The following is a 17,918-nucleotide window of genomic DNA, read 5'->3' as shown; positions in this document are numbered from 1 at the left end:
GGTTACAGCGCAAAAAAATGCCCGTCTCGCAGGAGACGGGCATTTTTTATTCCAGAATCGTCACGGGCATCCCGACGGCTAATTCACCACTGCCATCGTTGACCAGGTTCTGGCCGAACAGGACGTTACCGTCCTGCTCACGGTAGGTCTTGAGGGTCGCCAGCGGCTCACGGTCGGCGCTGCGCTCGCCGCTGGCCGGGTCGATGGTGGTGAGGATGCAGCGCGAGCACGACTTGACCACGCGAAACGCCACATCGCCGATACGCAGGCGTTTCCAACCGTCTTCGGCGAAGGCCTCGCTGCCTTCAATCACTAGATTGGGACGGAAACGCAACATCTCCATCGGGCGGCCGATGCGCTGGGACAAGTCGTCCAACGAGGCCTGGCCGATCAGCAGCAGCGGGAAACCATCGGCAAAACCGACCTGATCGTCGTCCTTGCCATAACCCGCTTCAGTGGTACGTGCGCGTGCCAGCGGCACCTGCACCAGCCGCGTGGGCTTGCCGATAAAGTCACTGACCCAGGCCGCCGCCGCATCGCCGGCATCCGGCACACGCAGGGTGTCGCGCCAAATAGTGACGCCGCGCAACTCGGCATCGCTGCCCGGCAGCGCCACGTCCAGCGTGGCAAAGCCAGGCGAATTCAGGGTCAGGCCACCGGCGCTGTTCCACAATGCCGACAACTGGCTCATCTTCGCCACTGCCCGCTGGGTGAGGAATCGGCCGCTGGCTTCGTCCACCAGCATCCAGCGTCGATCCCCGTTCAGCCCGAGTTTATCCAGGCCGATGTGTTGCAAGGTTTCGGCCTTGCCGGACTTCAAGGGGTAACGGTACAGCGCGCGTGAGACGAAGCATGGGCCTGCATTCCTGGGAAACAAAGTGTCATCCTAAAGTCAGGCGGGCACTTCGTCCAACATCAAGCGCTGGCGCACCACATCCACCAGCTTGTCGGGCTGGAATTTGGACAGGAAGTTGTCGCAGCCGACCTTCTTGACCATCGAGTCGTTGAAGCTGCCCGACAGCGAGGTGTGCAGCACCACGTAAAGGCCACGCAGGCGCGGGTCGTTGCGGATTTCGGTGGTCAGGCGGTAGCCGTCCATCTCGGGCATTTCGGCGTCGGTGAAGATCATCAGCAATTTGTCGGTCATGACCTGGCCGCTGTCGGCCCAGGCCTTGAGCATGTTCAGGGCCTTGAGGCCGTCGCTGGCAATGTGCATCTTCACGCCGAGTTGGCCCAGGGTGTCGCGCAATTGCGAGAGGGCCACGTTGGAATCGTCCACCAGCAGCACTTCGCGGCCACGGGCACGTTCCAGCACCGGGTCTTCAAGTTTTTCACGCGAGACTTTGGCGTTATACGGCACGATTTCGGCGAGGACTTTTTCCACGTCGATGATTTCCACCAACTGGTCATCGACCTTGCTGATGGCCGTGAGGTAATGCTGGCGCCCGGCGCTGGCCGGTGGCGGCAGGATGGCTTCCCAGTTCATGTTGACGATGCGATCCACACCGCCCACCAGGAAGGCCTGCACCGAACGGTTGTACTCGGTGACGATAATTGTGCTGTTCGGCCCCGGCACCAGCGGGCGCATGCCGATGGCCTGGGACAGGTCGATCACCGGCAGGGTCTGGCCGCGCAGGTTGACCACGCCGCATACAAACGGGTGACGCTGGGGCATCAGGGTCAACTTTGGCAGTTGCAGGACTTCCTGAACCTTGAACACGTTAATCGCAAACAGTTGCCGCCCGGCCAGGCGAAACATGAGGATCTCCAGGCGATTCTCACCCACCAGTTGCGTGCGTTGATCTACCGTGTCGAGAATGCCGGCCATTAAAAGCTCCTGATGTGGGATTGTGCAGCTCACTTAAGGCTTGTTATCGGCAGCAAGCGCCAGACCTTGACCCTGGTAAAATGCCATGTAAATTCATTGATGTCACACTGACATCATGGTTTACTGCAATCCGCACTCCAGACGGCAGTACAGCGACCTTGCGCGACATTCAAATCGACGCAGGGTTCCGCTGCGTAAGGGATTCCCCTATGCACAATCAGGCCCGACCTGATATTCGCGATATCTAATAGCCATTAATGTGACGCCATTCTCATTGCATGAATGGAGTCAGGCTTTTGTTTGCCATACCAAGCCCTCGGCCCACGGGTCTTCCAGACTTATACGTGGCGGCAACCAAAGTTGTGCAAATGACCCGAATGACCAGGGCCTTCCACGGCTACTCTGATCATTCAAGTAACGGTCCTACTGGAATTTCAGAAGCAGGCTACAGATCTCAGTCATATTTCAGCGGTAGTTTTACGCCATTCACCCAGTGCGGCATCTCATCACCCGACCTTATGTTGCGGAGACTTGTATGATGAACAGCGCAAACGAATGGCAAACTGCACTTCCCGAATTTCTGCTCGAAGCCGAAAAGCTGTTGGCCAAGTCAGAAGAGTGCTTGCACCATTTACATCTGATTCGCAATGACAGCGATGCTATCGACTGCATGAAAACCAGCCTGGCCAAGCTGGCGGAAAAGGCCGAAGGCCTGGCCCTGCAGGCAATCAGCGAGTTTTCCCGACATATCCAATGCCTGATCGCCAACGCCGCCAGCCCCTTGGAGCTGCATGACCAGGCGCTGACTGCCCTGCATGACTGCCTGACGTTACTGGCCTGGCAACTGGAACTGATCGACATCCGTACGGGCGAACTGACGCTGGACGACAGCGAACAAACCACACTGATCGCGACCGTCACCTTGCAGATCCCACAGAAAGACTTCACGCATAAACCACAACAGCGCGTACATCACGCGTCCTGAGTGTCGGCAGGTCGTATTTGATCGTCGAGTTATCTAAAAACGACCGCACATTAAGCGGTCGACAATGTTGCGCGGGCTATATATCAATTAGCCATCACCGCATTATCGATACAAACAAACCCAATTAATATAATTACCCTGGGTAAACGGCTGACTCTTTGAACTACAGAGTCAGGTTCCTCGGCGTTTGGCGCAGATTAAACCGCACCGGGTAAGGCGCCAGGCGACCAACGGTAATAGTGGTGGTACTATGCCCCGCTCGAAGTGACTCAACTTCATCATGTATAAAAAAACGTTCCAGCACCGCATTCCACACAGAGCCCGGTCAGCCGCCATGACCGGTCTTCCCGCAGCGAACCTTCAGTGGCTCCATCCGCTATGTACGCCAGCCTAAAGTCACTCATCGCAAGGTCCGTGTCCCGCAGCAATGCCCGCCGCCTGGTCCTCGCCCTGTGCCTTTGCTCGCTGTTGCTCAGTCTGTGGGCCTACACACGCTCAGCTCCCCTGCCTTTGCTGATCGTGCTGCTCAACCTGGCCACCTTGGTGGTGGTGGGGCTGCAGCAGTGGCGCTCGCGCAAGTCGATCAAGTTCCAGCCGCAGGAACTGGCCGACCGTCTGCTGCAGGTCCAGGAAAACGAGCGCCACCGCCTCAGCCGCGAATTGCATGACGACATCGGCCAACTGCTGACCGCCGCCAAACTGCAAAGCGAATGGCTCAAGCGCCGCCTGCCCGACGACCTGCAAAGCCAATGCACAGTGTTATGCAATACCTTGAACGAAACCCTGGCCAAAGTGCGCGACGTGTCCGCCATCCTCAACCCCCGCCAGTTGGCCAGCCTGGGCCTTGAGGCAAGCCTGCGCGCGCACTTGCTCAAGACCCTGGAAAACACCTCGGTGCACTGGAGCCTGGAATGCCAGCAGCGCCTGACCGGCATCCCGGAAGAAATGGCTGTGGCAGCCTTTCGCATCACCCAGGAAGCGGTGACCAATATGTTGCGCCATGCCCAGGCGCAGAATTTGCTGGTACGCCTGCAACGCCTGCCCGAAGGCCTGTCGCTGATGATCTGCGATGACGGCCTGGGCTTTTCACCGGCGCTCAACCCCAGCCTGGAAGGCCAACGGGGCATGGCCGGCATGCGCGAGCGCATCGACCAACTGGGCGGTGCGTTGTCTGTCAGCAGCCAGCCAGGCAAAGGCACGCGCATCGAAGCGCTTTTCCCCTGGGCGCCCCGCGCCCTCGAACGGGCCAATTCCCCTAAGGTTCTCGAGTGACTTGCAACTTACTCCTGGTGGATGACCACGCACTGATCCGGGCCGGCGTACGCGCGCTGATCCAGGACATTCCAGGCTACAGCGTGATCGGCGAGGCCAGCGATGGCGCGCAATTGCTGGAAACATTCAGCGCCCTGCAGCCGGATATCGTGCTGCTCGACCTGTCGATGAAATACACCGGCGGCCTCGACGCGCTACAGCAACTCAAGGCGGCCTACCCCAAAAGCAAGGTGCTGATCCTGTCGATGCACACCGACCCGGAGCTGATCATGCGCGCGCTGGAGTCCGGCGCCCATGGCTACCTGCTCAAGGACACCACCGCCAGCGAGCTGGAACACGCCCTGCTGGCCTTGCGTAACAACGAGCGCTACCTGAGCCCTGCGATTGCCCACACGGTGATCAACCAGGCGCTGATCCGCAGCCAGGGGCCGATCTCCCCTGCCGCCGACAGCCACAACCTCACGGCGCGCCAGCTGGAGATCCTGCGTTTGATCGTGCGCGGCAAGTCCACGCGGGAAATCGCCCAGGGCCTGGGCTTGAGCATCAAAACCGTGGAAGCGCACCGCTCGCAGATCATGAAACGCCTGCAGATTTTCGACGTGGCGGGCCTGGTGTTATTCGCCGTTCGCGAGCAGATCATCAGCCTGGACGACTAACGGCGAACCCAGCGGCAAGTGCACGCGAAGGGCCTTGGGCAGCGCGGAAAAACGCAGGTCATCGCCTTTCAATGGCTCCCCATCAAGGTTGATGTACAGCCCTTCGGCCACCTTGATCTCGACCCACGGCAGGCGCGCACGGACAAACATATTGTCCAGGCCCCAGCCGTCACTCATCAGGGTCATCAGCGTGCCGACCACTTCCTGGGGCGCCGGCAAAATACTGATATCAAGCAAGCCATCATCGGCCAGCGCGCCGGGGCACAGTACGTGCCCACCGCCCGCCTGGCGGCCGTTGCCGATGCCCAGCGCAAGCAAGTCGCCCTTCCAGTGAAAGCCCGGCCCTTCCAGCTCGCCATACGCCGCCTTCAACTCGCTGAAACGCGACAGACCGGTGAACAGGTACGCCGCGCCGCCCAGCACTTTTTTCAGGTCTTCGGAGGTATTGGCGGTGACCTGGCTGCCAAAGCCGCCAGTGGCCATATTGAGGAACATCTGCCCACCCGCCTGACCAAGGTCGATGGCCCTGGGCGGCACATCCAGCAGCGCCAGCGCGCGTGCAGGCTCCAGCGGCACGCCGGCGGCGCGGGCAAAGTCATTGGCGGTGCCCAGCGGCATCAACACCAGGCTGGCGTCGGTCTTGGCCAGGGCCATGGCCTCGGCCACGTCGCGCAAGGTGCCGTCGCCACCACCGGCGATCAAGTGGGTATAGCCGTCGGCCAAGGCTTCATTGACCAGGCGCTGGGCATCGCCGCCCTCCCACGTCACCCGTACCGCCAGCTCCCAACCCTGCTCGCGCCGGGCCTGCACGGCAGCGCGCACGTCCTCATTGAGGGCTTGCTTGCCGTGCAGGATCAACAGTGCTTTGGGGGTGGTCATGGGGTCATTCTCCTGGGTTCAAGGGTTCCTGAAGGATGTGGACCTTTGAGGAGAAGAAAAAAGCCATCCGCTTGAAAATTAATTCGCTGCCGGGTTACGTCAATTTTTACGCCTGTGACTAAAACCCGACTACATTAAAACCCATGGTGCAGCGTGAACCGCTGGTGAGTCGCCAAAATTTTTGCTCAGGAGAGCCGGAATGAAAGACGACTCAACAGACGATAAGCCTGCAATCACCGCCCCTTTGGCCCGTCGGGACTTTCTCGGCAAAACCGGCCTGCTGGTGGGTAGCGCCGCACTCGGGGCTACGTTTGGGCCGCTGGCACGCGCGGCACAATCGCCCACTCCCACCGATGAACAACTGGAAGTGCCGGCCTGGACAAAAACCCTGGGCGGCCCTACCGGTGTGCCCTACGGTAAACCGTCCAGCTTTGAGACGGATGCGGTGCGCAATCTCTACCCCGGGCTGACTGAGCGCATGTCGGCTTACAGTACTTCGCCCCTGCAGGAACTGGACGGCATCATCACGCCCAACGGGCTGTTTTTTGAACGCCATCACGCCGGTGTGCCAGCGATTGACCCGGCCAGGCACTTCCTGGTGATTCATGGGCTGACCGACACTGCCCTGCTGTTCACCCTTGATGAGCTGCGCCAGTTTCCCGCCGTCTCGCGCATCCACTTCATCGAATGCTCGGGCAATCCTTCATTCCTGCCGCCCTGGGGCAAAACCGCCGCGGAAGTCGCGGGGCTGGTCAGCTGTGCCGAGTGGATCGGCGTGCCGCTGAAAACCTTGCTGCACGCGGCTGGGCTCAAGCCAGGGGCGAAATGGGTTGTGGCTGAAGGCGCCGATGGCGCGGCCATGACCCGCAGCCTGCCGCTCGAAAAATGCCTGGATGACGTGTTGGTGGCCTACAGCCAGAACGGCGAAAGGCTACGCCCCGAACAGGGTTACCCCCTGCGCCTTATCGTGCCGGGTTATGAAGGCAATACCCACATCAAGTGGCTGCGCCGCCTGCATGTTACCGATGCCCCGGCGTACAGCCGTGAGGAAACGGCCAAATACACCGACTTGATGCCGGATGGGCGCGCGAGGAAGTTTTCCTTCGTGATGGAGTGCAAATCGCTCATCACCGCCCCGTCCGGCACCCAGACACTCACCCGCAAAGGCCCGCATGAAATACGCGGAATCGCCTGGAGCGGCAACGGCAAAATCACCCGCGTGGACGTGTCCGTCGACGGCGGGAACAACTGGTATGCGGCCACGCTCCAGGCGCCGGTGCTGAACAAATGCCTCACGGTATTTCGCGCGCCCTTCGACTGGCAGGGCAAAGCAATGCTCATCATGAGCCGCGCCATTGACGAGATCGGCTACGTGCAACCCAGCCTGGAACAACTGAAAGCCGTGCGCGGGGACTTTTCGTTCTACCACAACAATGCCATCCAGCCATGGCGCATCAATGCCAATGGGGAGGTGACCAATGGCCGTGCATAACCTTACCGCCTTGGCACTGGGATTACTGAGCATGGGCGTGGTTTCGTGCGCATCGACGGCTCCGAAACCCGGCTTGGGGCAGCCGGTGACAGAGCACTACATCGCCCGCTGGACCATCGACGTCGCCCCCGACGGCAAGAACCTGCCCGCCGGGCAAGGCACGGTCATGAAAGGCGAAAAAGTCTATCAAACCGCCTGCGTTGGCTGCCACGGCGCCCACCTGGAGGGCGGCACGGGCCCGGCACTAATGGGCGGCGCCGGCTCGCTGCCCACGCCCAAACCGATCAAAACCGTCGGCAGTTACTGGCCCTACGCAACCACCCTGTTCGACTATGTCAGGCGCACCATGCCCTTCCAGCAACCGCAATCGCTGAGCAATGATCAGGTGTACGCAGTGGTGGGTTATATCCTCAACAAAAACCAGATAGTGGAAGCGAACGCCACGGTGGATGCTGCCACCCTCACTCATCTGAAGATGCCCAATCGCGACGGTTTCTACGTCGACGACAGGCCGGATGTGCGTGTGGAGCCTTGCTATAAGGAATGTCTCGGTAGCCCGAAAGCACGTTGATGCGCTTTTGATCGGGCGTGGTACTTTGCAGGTTGAGTGGGGTGCATATCCGTTGCTGCGGTAACGGCTGAGTAGGGTTCCGCTCTTACAGCGGGTCACTTTTGTAAAGACCGGAATGCCGGCCCAGACAAAAGTAACCAAAAAGTCTTCGCCCCAACACTCGGTGCCTCGCTATGGCTCGGCATGCCCGCAATCCGCCAGTGATTTGGGGGGCCGCCGCCACGCGCCATCCATGGCGCGGGGCGGCTAAACCGGCATCCCTGCCGGTTTACCCCCCAAATCACTGTCAGATTCCGGCCATCGTGTTTGACGGGGCGATTTCAGATCAAGATCAAGATCAAGATCAAAAGCGCAGATCAAAAGACCGCTGACTTCGTCAGCGAAAAGGATGTAAGGGCCAGAACAACAGCAACAGCAACAGCAACAGCAGAGCCATACTCGGTCAAAGGTGGGAGCTGGCTTGCCTGCGATAGCATCAACTCTGTGTACCTGACGCACCGAGGTGTCTGCATCGCAGGCAAGCCAGCTCCCACAGAAAAGCAGATCCCAGGTGTATGCAAATCCGCTTTTCGCTTTTGATCCAACCACTCAGGTCGGCTTTCAGGCCGCCGTGCTCTGCTTTTGATCTTGCTTTTGATCTGAGGCGCCCCGTCAACCACGATGGCCGAACGCAGGCTTGAATCCGTGGGTAACCCGGCAGGACGCCGGGTTAGCCGCGCTGGGCCAAGGATGGCCCATCGCGGCGGCCCACGGATTCAAGCCGGAGTGCGGGCACACCGAGCCTAAGCGAGGTGCCGAGTGGTGGGGCACAGACCTTTTGGTTACTTTTGGGGCGTTTGCCAAAAGTGACCCGCCGTAAGGGCGGAACCCTAAGTGGCCGTTACCGCAGCAACGGATATGCACACCAACAAACCGCTATCGCAGGCAAGCCAGCTCCCACAATTAGACCGAGGTGTCTCAGGACAATGGTGATCGAGCAGAAGGCCGCCTTAACGAGCAAGCCCCACATTTTTTAGCCCGCGGTGTCTCAGAGGATCGCCGCGATCAGCCCTTGTGCAACTTGCTCATCAACTGCGCCTCAGCCTGGGTCAACCCACACGACTGCGTCAGTTCATCCACCGTCGCGCCCATGCCGACCAATTTAGCCGCCTGGGCAAACGACAGGCTTGAAGGATCACGCTGCTCAATCTGCGCCAACTTATCCGGCAATGGCCCAAGAATCGCGCGCAGTTCATGCACCTCATCCCCAACCTTCACCGCCGTCTGCTGGAAGTGATCCACGCGCTTGACCAGATCCAGAATCCGCCGGTCACGCACCGCATCGCGCTCGGCCTGTTGCACGGCCAACTCCCGTTGCTGGCGCATATAGCGCAGCAGGAATGCCAAAGTCCCGGCCCACAGCAGGGCCAGGACAATCACCACCGCATCAAGAAACAATCAGATGTTCTCCAGATCCGACCATTCTTCTTCGCTCATCATCTTGTCCAGCTCAACCAGAATCAGCAGTTCGCCGTTCTTGTTGCACACGCCCTGGATAAACTTGGCCGATTCTTCATTGCCCACGTTCGGCGCGGTCTCGACTTCCGACTGACGCAGGTAAACCACTTCAGCCACGCTGTCGACCATGATCCCGACCACCTGCTTGTCGGCTTCGATGATCACGATACGCGTGTTGTCGTTGACCTCGGTCGGCACCAGGCCAAAACGCTGGCGGGTGTCGATCACCGTCACCACGTTGCCGCGCAGGTTGATAATGCCCAGCACGTAGCTCGGCGCACCTGGAACCGGAGCGATCTCGGTGTAGCGCAGCACTTCCTGCACGCGCATCACGTTAATGCCGTAGGTTTCATTGTCCAGTTTGAAGGTAACCCATTGCAGGATCGGATCATCCAAACCTTGTGCGGATGCTGACTTGTTCATACCCCTGACCCCTTCAGTGTGTGCTTCTTCGACCGCGCAACCGCACGGCCCTTATTGTTCAATCAACTGCGTTTGTTCTGTGGCATCGTCTTGACCGCACCGCTGGCGATCAACTCGGCCAGTTCGGCGACGTCGAGCAACGCGCACATATGTTCAATCACGGTGCCTGCCAGCCAAGGCCGTTGGCCCCGTTGGCTGCGCCACTTGATTTCATTCGGGTCCAGGCGCAACGAGCGGCTGACTTGATGCACCGCCAGCCCCCATTCGTAGCCCTGCACCGAGATCACGTATTGCAAGCCCTGGCGAAAGTCATCGCGGTAGCGGTCGGGCATCACCCAGCGCGCCGTGTCCAGCACCTTGAGGTTGCCGGCCTGGCTGGGCAGGATGCCGAGGAACCACTCCGGTTGCCCGAACAGCGGCGTCAACTCCTGGCCTTCCAGCGAGTAAATCGACCCCAGGCATACCAGCGGCACCGCCAGGGTCAACCCGGCGACGTCGAACAGCAGGCACTCGAACGGCTCGGCCGCCCACGCCGGGCGACCATCGCCCGTGGCCGGCGGCGGCGTGATGCTCGGCGGCAGGTGCACTTCCACCACCGGTTCAACCACCACGGGCGCAACCACCACGGGCACAGGCACAATCGGCACCACCACATGGGCATCACGCGCCTGCTCTTCCAGCACCGCCAGTTGGAATTCATCCAGGGCGCTTTCGGATTCGAGGGCAGCAGGCTCCAGGGCAACAGGCTCAATGACAGCAGGTTCAAGTACCAGAATCGGTTCCGGCAATTCCTCGGCCGTCGCTTCCTGCAGCAAGGCGTCCAGGTAGGATTCCAGTGCCAGTTGCGGCCGAGTTTTAAGCTCAACGGGACGGTTCATCACGCCACCTGCGCCACAAGTTGCTGGGACAGCAAATGCTTGAGCAACGCACGGTAAGCCAGTACGCCACGGCTCTTGCCGTCGAACTGCGACGGTGTGAGCCCGGCGCGGCTGGCGTCACGCAGGCGCGTGTCCACCGGAATGTAGCCGTTCCAGATGGTTTCCGGGTACGCATCGCGCAACACCCGCAAGGTGCCCAGTGACGCTTGGGTACGGCGGTCAAACAGGGTGGGCACGATGCTGTACGGCAGCGCCTGTTTGCGCGAACGGTTGATCATCGCCAAGGTGCTGACCATGCGCTCCAGGCCTTTGACCGCCAGGTGTTCGGTCTGCACCGGGATCACCAACTGCTGGCTGGCCGCCAAGGCGTTGACCATCAGCACGCCCAGCAACGGCGGGCTGTCGATAATTGCGTAGTCGAAGTCCTGCCACAGTTGCGCCAGGGTCTTGGCGATCACCAGGCCCAGGCCGCTTTGCCCTGGCGACTGGCGCTCAAGGGTCGCCAGCGCGGTGCTCGACGGCAACAGCGAGATGCTCTCGTTGCTGGTAGGCAGCAGCAATTGCCCCGGTAAATCTGCCGGTACGCTGCCCTTGTGCAGGAACAGGTCGTAGCAGCTGTGCTCCAGCGCATCCGGGTCATAGCCGAAATAACTGGTCATCGAGCCGTGCGGGTCCAGGTCGACCACGACCACACGCTTGCCCGCCTCGGCCAGCAAGCCGGCCAAGGCGATGGACGTGGTGGTCTTGCCGACTCCACCCTTTTGATTGGCAACTGCCCAGACTCTCATTCAGTTGGTTCCTCCCGGTAGGCTAAGGCGCGACCGAGACATTACATAACATTATTGAGCCGGCGACGGAGAATTGACGGCGCTCTGACGAACCGGCGGCTTAACGGTTGGCGGTGCAGTTTGTGTGCCAGCCCGCTTCAAGGCCGCATCCGGTGTTGCATTGGCAGTACCGGTGCCGGTCAGGCTGCGGCGTACATCCAGGTTACGTGACACCACCAGCACCACCCGGCGGTTGCGCGCGCGGCCTTCGGCGGTGGCGTTATTGGCCACCGGCTGGAATTCACCGTAGCCCACCGACGCCAGGCGCCCAGGGTTAATGCCCTGCATCGCGAGCATGCGCACGATGCTTGAGGCCCGCGCCGAGGACAGCTCCCAATTGGTCGGGTACTGCGCGGTGCTGATCGGGAAGTTGTCGGTAAAGCCTTCGACGTGGATCGGGTTCTCAAACGGTTTGAGAATCGCCGCCACCTTGTCGATGATGGTAAACGCCTGATCGCTCGGCAACGCATCGGCGCTGGCGAACAGCAGGCTGGAATTCAGCTCGATCTCCACCCACAACTCATTGCCGCGCACGGTCATCTGGTTGGATTTGATCAAGTCGCCAAACCCGGCACTGATGTCATCGGCGATGCTTTTGAGCGGGTCGCTGGTGCCACCGATGCCGGCGGCGGTTTCGTCGCTGTCATTGACCAGCGGCTTGGCCGGCGTCACGGTCTTGGGCCGCTCCTCGCCAATCGGGATCGGCTTGAGCGAGCGGTCGGTGTCGTTGAATACGCCCACCAGCGCCTGGGAAATAATCTTGTACTTGCCTTCGTTGATCGACGAGATGGAGTACATCACCACAAAAAACGCGAACAGCAAGGTGATGAAGTCGGCGTAGGACACCAGCCAGCGTTCATGGTTGACGTGTTCTTCAGGCTCGCGGCGGCGACGGCTCACAGGCAGATACCTCGCTGAGCGGTATTGATCGCTTCACTGTGGTCCGGTTGACTGGTGCCCGATTTACTGGCACCCGATTCACTGTGGCCCGATTCACTGGCACCCGATTCACTTCGGCCCGCTTCACTGTGGCGAGCGAGCTTGCTCGCGCTGGGGCGCGAAGCGGCCCTACTCCAGGCAGCGCGTTTGTTCAGACAGGTTGCGGTGTATGGTTTTGGGGCTGCTTCGCAGCCCAGCGTGAGCAAGCTCACTCGCCACAACAAGCCTACTCGCCACAACAAGCTCGCTCGCCACAACCACACGCCCGACAGGTCAATGTGCATGGCCATCAATCCATGAAGCCCTGAAGCTTCAATTCGATGGAGCGCGGGTTCTCACCCTCGGCAATCGACAAAATGCCTTCCAACAGCATTTCGCGGTAACGCGACTGGCGCATGGCGATCGACTTGAGCTTGCTGGCCACCGGCAACAACACCAGGTTGGCACTCGCCACGCCGTAGATGGTCGCGACAAAGGCCACGGCAATGCCGCTGCCCAGCTGCGACGGGTCGGCCAGGTTGCCCATCACGTGAATAAGGCCCATCACCGCACCGATGATGCCGATGGTCGGCGCATAGCCGCCCATGCTTTCAAAGACTTTGGCAGCGTTGATGTCGCGGCTTTCCTGGGTGTAGAAGTCCACTTCCAGAATGCTGCGAATCGCCTCGGGTTCGGCGCCATCGACCAGCAGTTGCAGGCCTTTGCGCGCGTAGCTGTCGGGCTCGGCATCGGCCACGCCTTCCAGGCCCAGCAGGCCTTCCTTGCGCGCAGTGAGGCTCCAGTTGACGACACGGTCAATGCCGCCCGGCAAGTCCACGCGTGGCGGGAAGATGATCCACACCAGAATCTGCATGGCGCGCTTGAAGGAACTCAGCGGCGACTGCAACAGCGCCGCGCCCACAGTGCCGCCAATCACGATCAGCGCCGCCGGGCCATTGGCCAAGGCGCCGAGGTGGCCGCCTTCCAGGTAGTTGCCGCCGATAATCGCGACAAACGCCATGGTGATGCCAATCAGGCTCAAGACATCCATCAGAGGCAGGCCTCCACCAGATGTTTGCCGATGTCGTCCAGGCTATAAACCGCGTCAGCCAGGTCCGCCTTGACGATGGCCATGGGCATGCCATAGATCACGCAGCTGGCTTCGTCCTGGGCCCAGATCGCGCTGCCGCCCTGCTTGAGCAGGCGTGCGCCTTCACGGCCGTCGGCGCCCATGCCGGTGAGGACCACCGCCAGAACTTTGTCGCCGTAGGACTTGGCCGCCGAACCGAAGGTGATATCCACACACGGCTTGTAGTTCAGGCGCTCATCGCCCGGCAGGATTTTGATCGCGCCACGGCCGTCGACCATCATCTGCTTGCCGCCCGGTGCCAGCAGCGCCAGGCCAGGACGCAGGATGTCGCCATCCTCGGCTTCCTTGACGCTGATGCGGCACAGCTTGTCCAAGCGCTCGGCGAAGGCCTTGGTAAAGGCGGCGGGCATGTGCTGGATCAACACAATCGGCGCCGGGAAGTTGGCCGGCAGTTGGGTCAGCACGCGCTGCAGGGCCACCGGGCCGCCGGTAGACGTACCGATGGCCACCAGCTTGTAGGCTTTGCGCTTGGGCGCAGGCGAATGCGCGCTCGCTGCCGGGGCACGCACTGGCGCCACCGCAGGCCGGGCGATCGGTGCCGGTGCCGGGCGAGCAAACGTCGAGGTGGTCGACGTCGGCGTCGGCGCGGCTACCGGCGCGGGCGCCGGTGCGCTGAACAGACTGCGACGGTTGCTGCGCGAAATGCTGTGCACCTTCTCGCACAGCATCTGCTTGACCTTGTCGGGGTTGCGCGAGATGTCTTCGAAATTCTTCGGCAGGAAGTCCACCGCACCTGCGTCCAGCGCGTCGAGGGTCACCCGGGCGCCTTCGTGGGTCAGCGAGGAGAACATCAACACCGGGGTCGGGCAGCGCTGCATGATGTGTCGGACTGCGGTGATGCCATCCATCATCGGCATCTCGTAGTCCATGGTGATCACGTCCGGTTTCAACGCAATGGCTTGATCAATCGCCTCTTTACCGTTGGTGGCCGTGCCGACCACCTGGATGGTTGGATCGGCGGAAAGAATTTCCGAGACGCGGCGGCGGAAGAAACCCGAATCGTCCACCACCAGGACCTTGACTGCCATAAACACTCCGTTAGGCGGGGCGGGCATTACCTTTGATGCCCCACCAGAATCAAATACGCCGAGCGGCGTAACGCTTGAGCATGCTCGGAACATCAAGAATCAGCGCGATCCGACCGTCACCGGTAATGGTCGCACCCGACATGCCTGGGGTTCCCTGCAGCATTTTGCCCAAAGGCTTGATGACCACTTCTTCCTGGCCCACCAGTTGATCGACCACAAAGCCGATACGCTGGGTGCCCACGGACAGAATCACCACATGGCCCTCGCGCTGCTCTTCATGCTTGGCCGAAGCCACCAGCCAGCGCTTGAGGTAGAACAGCGGCAACGCCTTGTCGCGCACGATCACCACTTCCTGGCCGTCCACCACGTTGGTGCGCGACAGGTCGAGGTGGAAGATCTCGTTGACGTTGACCAGCGGGAAAGCGAACGCCTGGTTGCCCAGCATCACCATCAGGGTGGGCATGATCGCCAAGGTCAACGGCACCTTGATCACGATCTTGGAGCCCTGGCCCTTGGTCGAGTAGATGTTGATCGAGCCGTTGAGCTGGCTGATCTTGGTCTTCACCACGTCCATGCCCACGCCACGGCCGGACACGTCGGAAATCTCGGTTTTGGTCGAGAAGCCCGGGGCGAAGATCAGGTTGTAGCACTCGGTGTCGGTCAGGCGGTCGGCGGCGTCCTTGTCCATCACCCCGCGCTTGACCGCGATATTGCGCAGAATCGCCGGGTCCATGCCTTTGCCGTCATCGGTGATCGACAGCAGGATATGGTCGCCTTCCTGTTCGGCCGCCAGAATCACCTTACCGTTGCGCGATTTGCCCGAGGCTTCGCGTTCTTCCGGGGTTTCCACGCCGTGGTCGACGGCGTTGCGCACCAAGTGGACCAGCGGGTCGGCCAGGGCCTCGACAAGGTTTTTGTCGAGGTCGGTTTCTTCACCCACCAGTTCCAGGTTGATTTCTTTCTTGAGCTGGCGCGCCAGGTCGCGAACCAGACGCGGGAAGCGGCCGAAGACTTTCTTGATCGGCTGCATGCGCGTTTTCATTACGGCGGTCTGCAAGTCTGCGGTGACCACGTCGAGGTTCGACACGGCCTTTTGCATGGCTTCGTCGCCGCTGTTCAAGCCCAGGCGCACCAGGCGGTTACGCACCAGCACCAGTTCGCCGACCATGTTCATGATGTCGTCCAGGCGCGCGGTATCAACCCGCACGGTGGTTTCGGCTTCACTGGCAGGTTTTTCCGCCACCGGCGCCGCTGCGGCACGCGCCGGTGCGGCAGCCGGTGCCGGTGCCGGTGCCGGCTTGGCAGCCACTGGCGCGGCAGCTTTGGCAGGCACAGGCTTGGCGGCTACCGGCGTGGCAGTCGCCGCGGCGGCCGGGGCCACTTCGGAGAACTTGCCCTTGCCGTGCAACTCGTCCAGCAGCGCTTCGAATTCGTGATCGGAAATCAGGCCATCAGCGCCAGGCTCAACGCTGGCAGGCGCGGCACTGGCCGCAGGTGCGGCCGCGATGGCGGCGACTTCCGGCAAGGCTTCGGCGGCAAACGTGCCCTTGCCATGCAGTTGGTCGAGCAGCGCTTCGAATTCGTCGTCGGTAATGTCGGTGGCGCTTGTAGATGTGGCAGACGCAGCAGGCGCTGCCGGCTCGGCGGCAGGCGCCACGGCGTCCGGCGCGAACTGGCCTTTACCGTGCAACTGGTCGAGCAGCGATTCGAATTCTGCGTCGGTAATGTCTTCACTGGTCGGCACGGCAGGCGCAGTCGCCGCTTGCGGTGCTTCAGCTTCGGCCTTCACCGCGCTCAGGGAGTTGAGCAGCTGTTCGAACTCGCTGTCGGTCACATCCGGCTCGGCTTTAACCACAGGCTCAGGCGCGGCTACCGGCGCAACTGACGTATCGGCAGGTTCGGCCAGACGCGCCAGCGCAGCCAACAGCTCCGGCGTGGCGGCCGTGATCGGCGCACGTTCGCGCACCTCGCTGAACATGCCGTTGACCGCATCCAATGCTTCGAGAATCACGTCCATCAGTTCCGAGTCGACGTGACGCTCACCCTTGCGCAGGATGTCGAACACGTTCTCGGCGATGTGACAGCACTCCACCAGCTCATGGAGCTGGAGGAAGCCGGCGCCCCCTTTTACAGTGTGAAAACCGCGAAAAATTGCATTGAGCAGGTTCGCATCATCCGGTCGGCTTTCCAGCTCGACCAGTTGTTCGGACAGTTGCTCTAAAATTTCGCCGGCCTCTACAAGGAAATCCTGAAGGATTTCTTCATCGGCGCCGAAGCTCATGTGGGTGCTCCTTAGAAGCCTAAACTGGATAACAGGTCATCTACGTCATCCTGACCTGACACAACGTCTTCACGTTTATCGGCATGAATCTGCGGACCTTCACCCTTGGCGAGATGTTTTTGTGGATCTTTTTCCGAGAGGATCGCTGCGCGGTCATGTTCGATGCCGGCAAAACGGTCGACCTGGCCGGCCATGAGCACCAATTTGAGCAGGTTGCTTTCCACTTCGGTGACCAGTTGGGTCACGCGCTTGATCACCTGACCGGTGAGGTCCTGGTAATCCTGGGCCAGCAGAATGTCATTGAGGTTGCTGGCCACCGTGCGGTTTTCCTGTTCGCTGCGCGACAGAAAAGCGTCGATCCGACGCGCCAACTCACGAAACTCCTCAGCCCCCACTTCGCGGCGCATGAAGCGGTTCCAGTCAACGCTGAGCGCTTGTGCTTCGGTGGCCATGCCATTGACCAACGGCGTGGCGTTTTCCACCAGGTCCATGGTGCGGTTGGCCGCCGCCTCGGTCAGCCTGACCACATAGGACAGGCGTTCGGTGGCGTCAGTGATCTGCGAAATTTCTTCGGCCTGGGGCATGTGCGGGTCAATCTGAAAATTGACGATTGCACTGTGCAGCTCGCGTGTGAGCTTGCCCACTTCCTGATACAGGCCGCGGTCACGGGTCTGGTTAAGCTCATGGATCAACTGCACCGCGTCGCCGAACTGGCCTTTTTCAAGGCTGTCGACCAACTGGTGAGCATGCTTTTTCAGGGTCGATTCAAAATCGGCCTGCGATGATTCTTTATGCTCCATAGCTCCCCCGTGGTGATATCAGCCGTGGATGCGTTCGAAGATTTTTTCGATCTTCTCTTTCAAGGCCAACGCCGTGAATGGCTTGACCACGTAACCGTTAACCCCGGCTTGGGCGGCTTCGATGATCTGTTCACGCTTGGCTTCGGCGGTCACCATCAACACAGGCAAGCTGCGCAGTTTTTCATCGGCGCGCACGTGACGCAGCAAGTCGATGCCGGTCATGCCCGGCATGTTCCAGTCGGTTACCAGAAAGTCGATGCTCCCGCTGTTGAGGATCGGAATCGCCGTCAGGCCGTCATCCGCCTCGACCGTGTTGGTGAACCCAAGGTCACGCAACAGGTTTTTTATGATCCGCCGCATCGTTGAGAAGTCATCAACGATGAGGATTTTCATGTTCTTGTCCAATTCGACCTCCAAGCAGTCTTAAACGCGC

19 protein-coding genes are annotated in these 17,918 nt (G+C 60.7%); 6 read left to right on the top strand and 13 right to left on the bottom strand.

Annotated features, from left to right (window positions below):
* Window positions 1-46: 46 nt before the first annotated feature.
* Together QF043_RS07515 and QF043_RS07510 are read right to left on the bottom strand one after the other, a co-directional pair.
* Window positions 47-877 carry an MOSC domain-containing protein gene (locus tag QF043_RS07515; protein ID WP_307418008.1) on the bottom strand — a complete coding sequence of 277 codons (831 nt, stop codon included), beginning with the start codon at window positions 875-877 and terminating at the stop codon, window positions 47-49.
* A 15-nt stretch (window positions 878-892) separates the two neighbouring features.
* On the bottom strand, window positions 893-1,828 hold the full coding sequence (locus QF043_RS07510; RefSeq protein WP_017134971.1) for a chemotaxis protein CheV: 936 nt from the start codon (window positions 1,826-1,828) through the stop codon (window positions 893-895).
* 535 nt (window positions 1,829-2,363) lie between these two features.
* Between QF043_RS07510 and QF043_RS07505 the strand changes: the two genes are divergently transcribed.
* The 3 genes from QF043_RS07505 (at window position 2,364) to QF043_RS07495 (ending at window position 4,741) form a co-directional block, all read left to right on the top strand.
* Complete coding sequence (locus tag QF043_RS07505; protein ID WP_183144530.1) at window positions 2,364-2,813, top strand: hypothetical protein; 450 nt, start codon at window positions 2,364-2,366, stop codon at window positions 2,811-2,813.
* 378 nt (window positions 2,814-3,191) lie between these two features.
* On the top strand, window positions 3,192-4,085 hold the full coding sequence (locus QF043_RS07500) for a sensor histidine kinase (RefSeq protein ID WP_307418006.1): 894 nt from the start codon (window positions 3,192-3,194) through the stop codon (window positions 4,083-4,085).
* The gene (locus QF043_RS07495) at window positions 4,082-4,741 is read left to right on the top strand and encodes a response regulator transcription factor (RefSeq protein ID WP_056861073.1); all 660 of its coding nucleotides are present in this window, start codon (window positions 4,082-4,084) and stop codon (window positions 4,739-4,741) included. Before QF043_RS07500 ends, QF043_RS07495 begins: the two co-directional genes overlap by 4 nt.
* Here QF043_RS07495 and yegS read toward each other — a convergent pair.
* Complete coding sequence (gene yegS / locus QF043_RS07490) at window positions 4,700-5,620, bottom strand: lipid kinase YegS (protein WP_200434035.1); 921 nt, start codon at window positions 5,618-5,620, stop codon at window positions 4,700-4,702. The genes QF043_RS07495 and yegS overlap by 42 nt on opposite strands.
* A gap of 199 nt (window positions 5,621-5,819) precedes the next feature.
* Here yegS and soxC point away from each other — a divergent pair, with 199 nt between their 5' ends.
* Entirely contained in the window at window positions 5,820-7,112 is a 1,293-nt protein-coding gene (gene soxC / locus QF043_RS07485) for a sulfite dehydrogenase (protein ID WP_307418004.1), read from the top strand.
* Window positions 7,099-7,683 carry a c-type cytochrome gene (locus QF043_RS07480; RefSeq protein ID WP_307418003.1) on the top strand — a complete coding sequence of 195 codons (585 nt, stop codon included), beginning with the start codon at window positions 7,099-7,101 and terminating at the stop codon, window positions 7,681-7,683. The genes soxC and QF043_RS07480 overlap by 14 nt, the downstream gene beginning before the upstream one ends.
* Window positions 7,684-8,727: 1,044 nt before the next feature.
* Here QF043_RS07480 and QF043_RS07475 read toward each other — a convergent pair.
* From QF043_RS07475 to motD, 5 genes are all read right to left on the bottom strand, one after another.
* Window positions 8,728-9,120, bottom strand: coding sequence for a DUF2802 domain-containing protein (locus QF043_RS07475; RefSeq protein ID WP_056861069.1), 393 nt, complete (start codon window positions 9,118-9,120; stop codon window positions 8,728-8,730).
* Window positions 9,121-9,603, bottom strand: coding sequence for a chemotaxis protein CheW (locus tag QF043_RS07470; protein WP_056861068.1), 483 nt, complete (start codon window positions 9,601-9,603; stop codon window positions 9,121-9,123).
* A 62-nt stretch (window positions 9,604-9,665) separates the two neighbouring features.
* Complete coding sequence (locus QF043_RS07465) at window positions 9,666-10,481, bottom strand: CheW domain-containing protein (protein ID WP_307418002.1); 816 nt, start codon at window positions 10,479-10,481, stop codon at window positions 9,666-9,668.
* Window positions 10,481-11,269: a ParA family protein gene (locus tag QF043_RS07460; protein ID WP_065911550.1), complete on the bottom strand. Its 789-nt coding sequence runs from the start codon at window positions 11,267-11,269 to the stop codon at window positions 10,481-10,483. Before QF043_RS07460 ends, QF043_RS07465 begins: the two co-directional genes overlap by 1 nt.
* Window positions 11,270-11,320: 51 nt before the next feature.
* Entirely contained in the window at window positions 11,321-12,208 is an 888-nt protein-coding gene (gene motD, locus QF043_RS07455; protein WP_307418001.1) for a flagellar motor protein MotD, read from the bottom strand.
* Window positions 12,209-12,246: 38 nt separating this feature from the next.
* Between motD and QF043_RS30735 the strand changes: the two genes are divergently transcribed.
* On the top strand, window positions 12,247-12,555 hold the full coding sequence (locus QF043_RS30735) for a pentapeptide repeat-containing protein (RefSeq protein WP_373460664.1): 309 nt from the start codon (window positions 12,247-12,249) through the stop codon (window positions 12,553-12,555).
* Here QF043_RS30735 and QF043_RS07450 read toward each other — a convergent pair.
* The 5 genes from QF043_RS07450 to QF043_RS07430 are packed head-to-tail and all read right to left on the bottom strand — an operon-like array spanning window position 12,537 to window position 17,878.
* Complete coding sequence (locus QF043_RS07450) at window positions 12,537-13,277, bottom strand: flagellar motor protein (protein WP_005790033.1); 741 nt, start codon at window positions 13,275-13,277, stop codon at window positions 12,537-12,539. The two genes, QF043_RS30735 and QF043_RS07450, sit on opposite strands and share 19 nt — an antisense overlap.
* Window positions 13,277-14,404 (bottom strand): chemotaxis response regulator protein-glutamate methylesterase, encoded by a 1,128-nt coding sequence (locus tag QF043_RS07445; protein ID WP_307418000.1) that lies wholly within the window; start codon window positions 14,402-14,404, stop codon window positions 13,277-13,279. Before QF043_RS07445 ends, QF043_RS07450 begins: the two co-directional genes overlap by 1 nt.
* Before the next feature lie 49 nt (window positions 14,405-14,453).
* On the bottom strand, window positions 14,454-16,685 hold the full coding sequence (locus QF043_RS07440) for a chemotaxis protein CheA (protein ID WP_307417999.1): 2,232 nt from the start codon (window positions 16,683-16,685) through the stop codon (window positions 14,454-14,456).
* Window positions 16,686-16,696: 11 nt separating this feature from the next.
* Window positions 16,697-17,485 carry a protein phosphatase CheZ gene (locus QF043_RS07435; protein ID WP_307417998.1) on the bottom strand — a complete coding sequence of 263 codons (789 nt, stop codon included), beginning with the start codon at window positions 17,483-17,485 and terminating at the stop codon, window positions 16,697-16,699.
* Between the two features lie 18 nt (window positions 17,486-17,503).
* A complete protein-coding gene (locus QF043_RS07430) occupies window positions 17,504-17,878 on the bottom strand; it encodes a chemotaxis response regulator CheY (protein WP_003192908.1) in 375 nt (124 codons plus the stop codon).
* Between the last annotated feature and the right edge of the window lie 40 nt (window positions 17,879-17,918).

It is taken from the genome of Pseudomonas sp. W3I7, from assembly GCF_030816095.1.
Taxonomy (GTDB): domain Bacteria; phylum Pseudomonadota; class Gammaproteobacteria; order Pseudomonadales; family Pseudomonadaceae; genus Aquipseudomonas; species Aquipseudomonas salomonii.
Note: the sequence above shows the minus strand (reverse complement) of the source record. Positions and strands in the feature narration are given on the sequence as shown.

Coding starts and splice junctions, on each gene's coding strand:
- QF043_RS07500 (WP_307418006.1), top strand. CDS start 3,192: ATGTACGCCAGCCTAAAGTCACTCATCGCAAGGTCCGTGTCCCGCAGC.
- QF043_RS07450 (WP_005790033.1), bottom strand. CDS start 13,277: ATGGATGTCTTGAGCCTGATTGGCATCACCATGGCGTTTGTCGCGATT.
- QF043_RS07445 (WP_307418000.1), bottom strand. CDS start 14,404: ATGGCAGTCAAGGTCCTGGTGGTGGACGATTCGGGTTTCTTCCGCCGC.
- soxC (WP_307418004.1), top strand. CDS start 5,820: ATGAAAGACGACTCAACAGACGATAAGCCTGCAATCACCGCCCCTTTG.
- yegS (WP_200434035.1), bottom strand. CDS start 5,620: ATGACCACCCCCAAAGCACTGTTGATCCTGCACGGCAAGCAAGCCCTC.
- QF043_RS07510 (WP_017134971.1), bottom strand. CDS start 1,828: ATGGCCGGCATTCTCGACACGGTAGATCAACGCACGCAACTGGTGGGT.
- QF043_RS07465 (WP_307418002.1), bottom strand. CDS start 10,481: ATGAACCGTCCCGTTGAGCTTAAAACTCGGCCGCAACTGGCACTGGAA.
- QF043_RS07460 (WP_065911550.1), bottom strand. CDS start 11,269: ATGAGAGTCTGGGCAGTTGCCAATCAAAAGGGTGGAGTCGGCAAGACC.
- QF043_RS07480 (WP_307418003.1), top strand. CDS start 7,099: ATGGCCGTGCATAACCTTACCGCCTTGGCACTGGGATTACTGAGCATG.
- QF043_RS07440 (WP_307417999.1), bottom strand. CDS start 16,685: ATGAGCTTCGGCGCCGATGAAGAAATCCTTCAGGATTTCCTTGTAGAG.
- QF043_RS07430 (WP_003192908.1), bottom strand. CDS start 17,878: ATGAAAATCCTCATCGTTGATGACTTCTCAACGATGCGGCGGATCATA.
- QF043_RS07470 (WP_056861068.1), bottom strand. CDS start 9,603: ATGAACAAGTCAGCATCCGCACAAGGTTTGGATGATCCGATCCTGCAA.
- QF043_RS07505 (WP_183144530.1), top strand. CDS start 2,364: ATGATGAACAGCGCAAACGAATGGCAAACTGCACTTCCCGAATTTCTG.
- QF043_RS07435 (WP_307417998.1), bottom strand. CDS start 17,485: ATGGAGCATAAAGAATCATCGCAGGCCGATTTTGAATCGACCCTGAAA.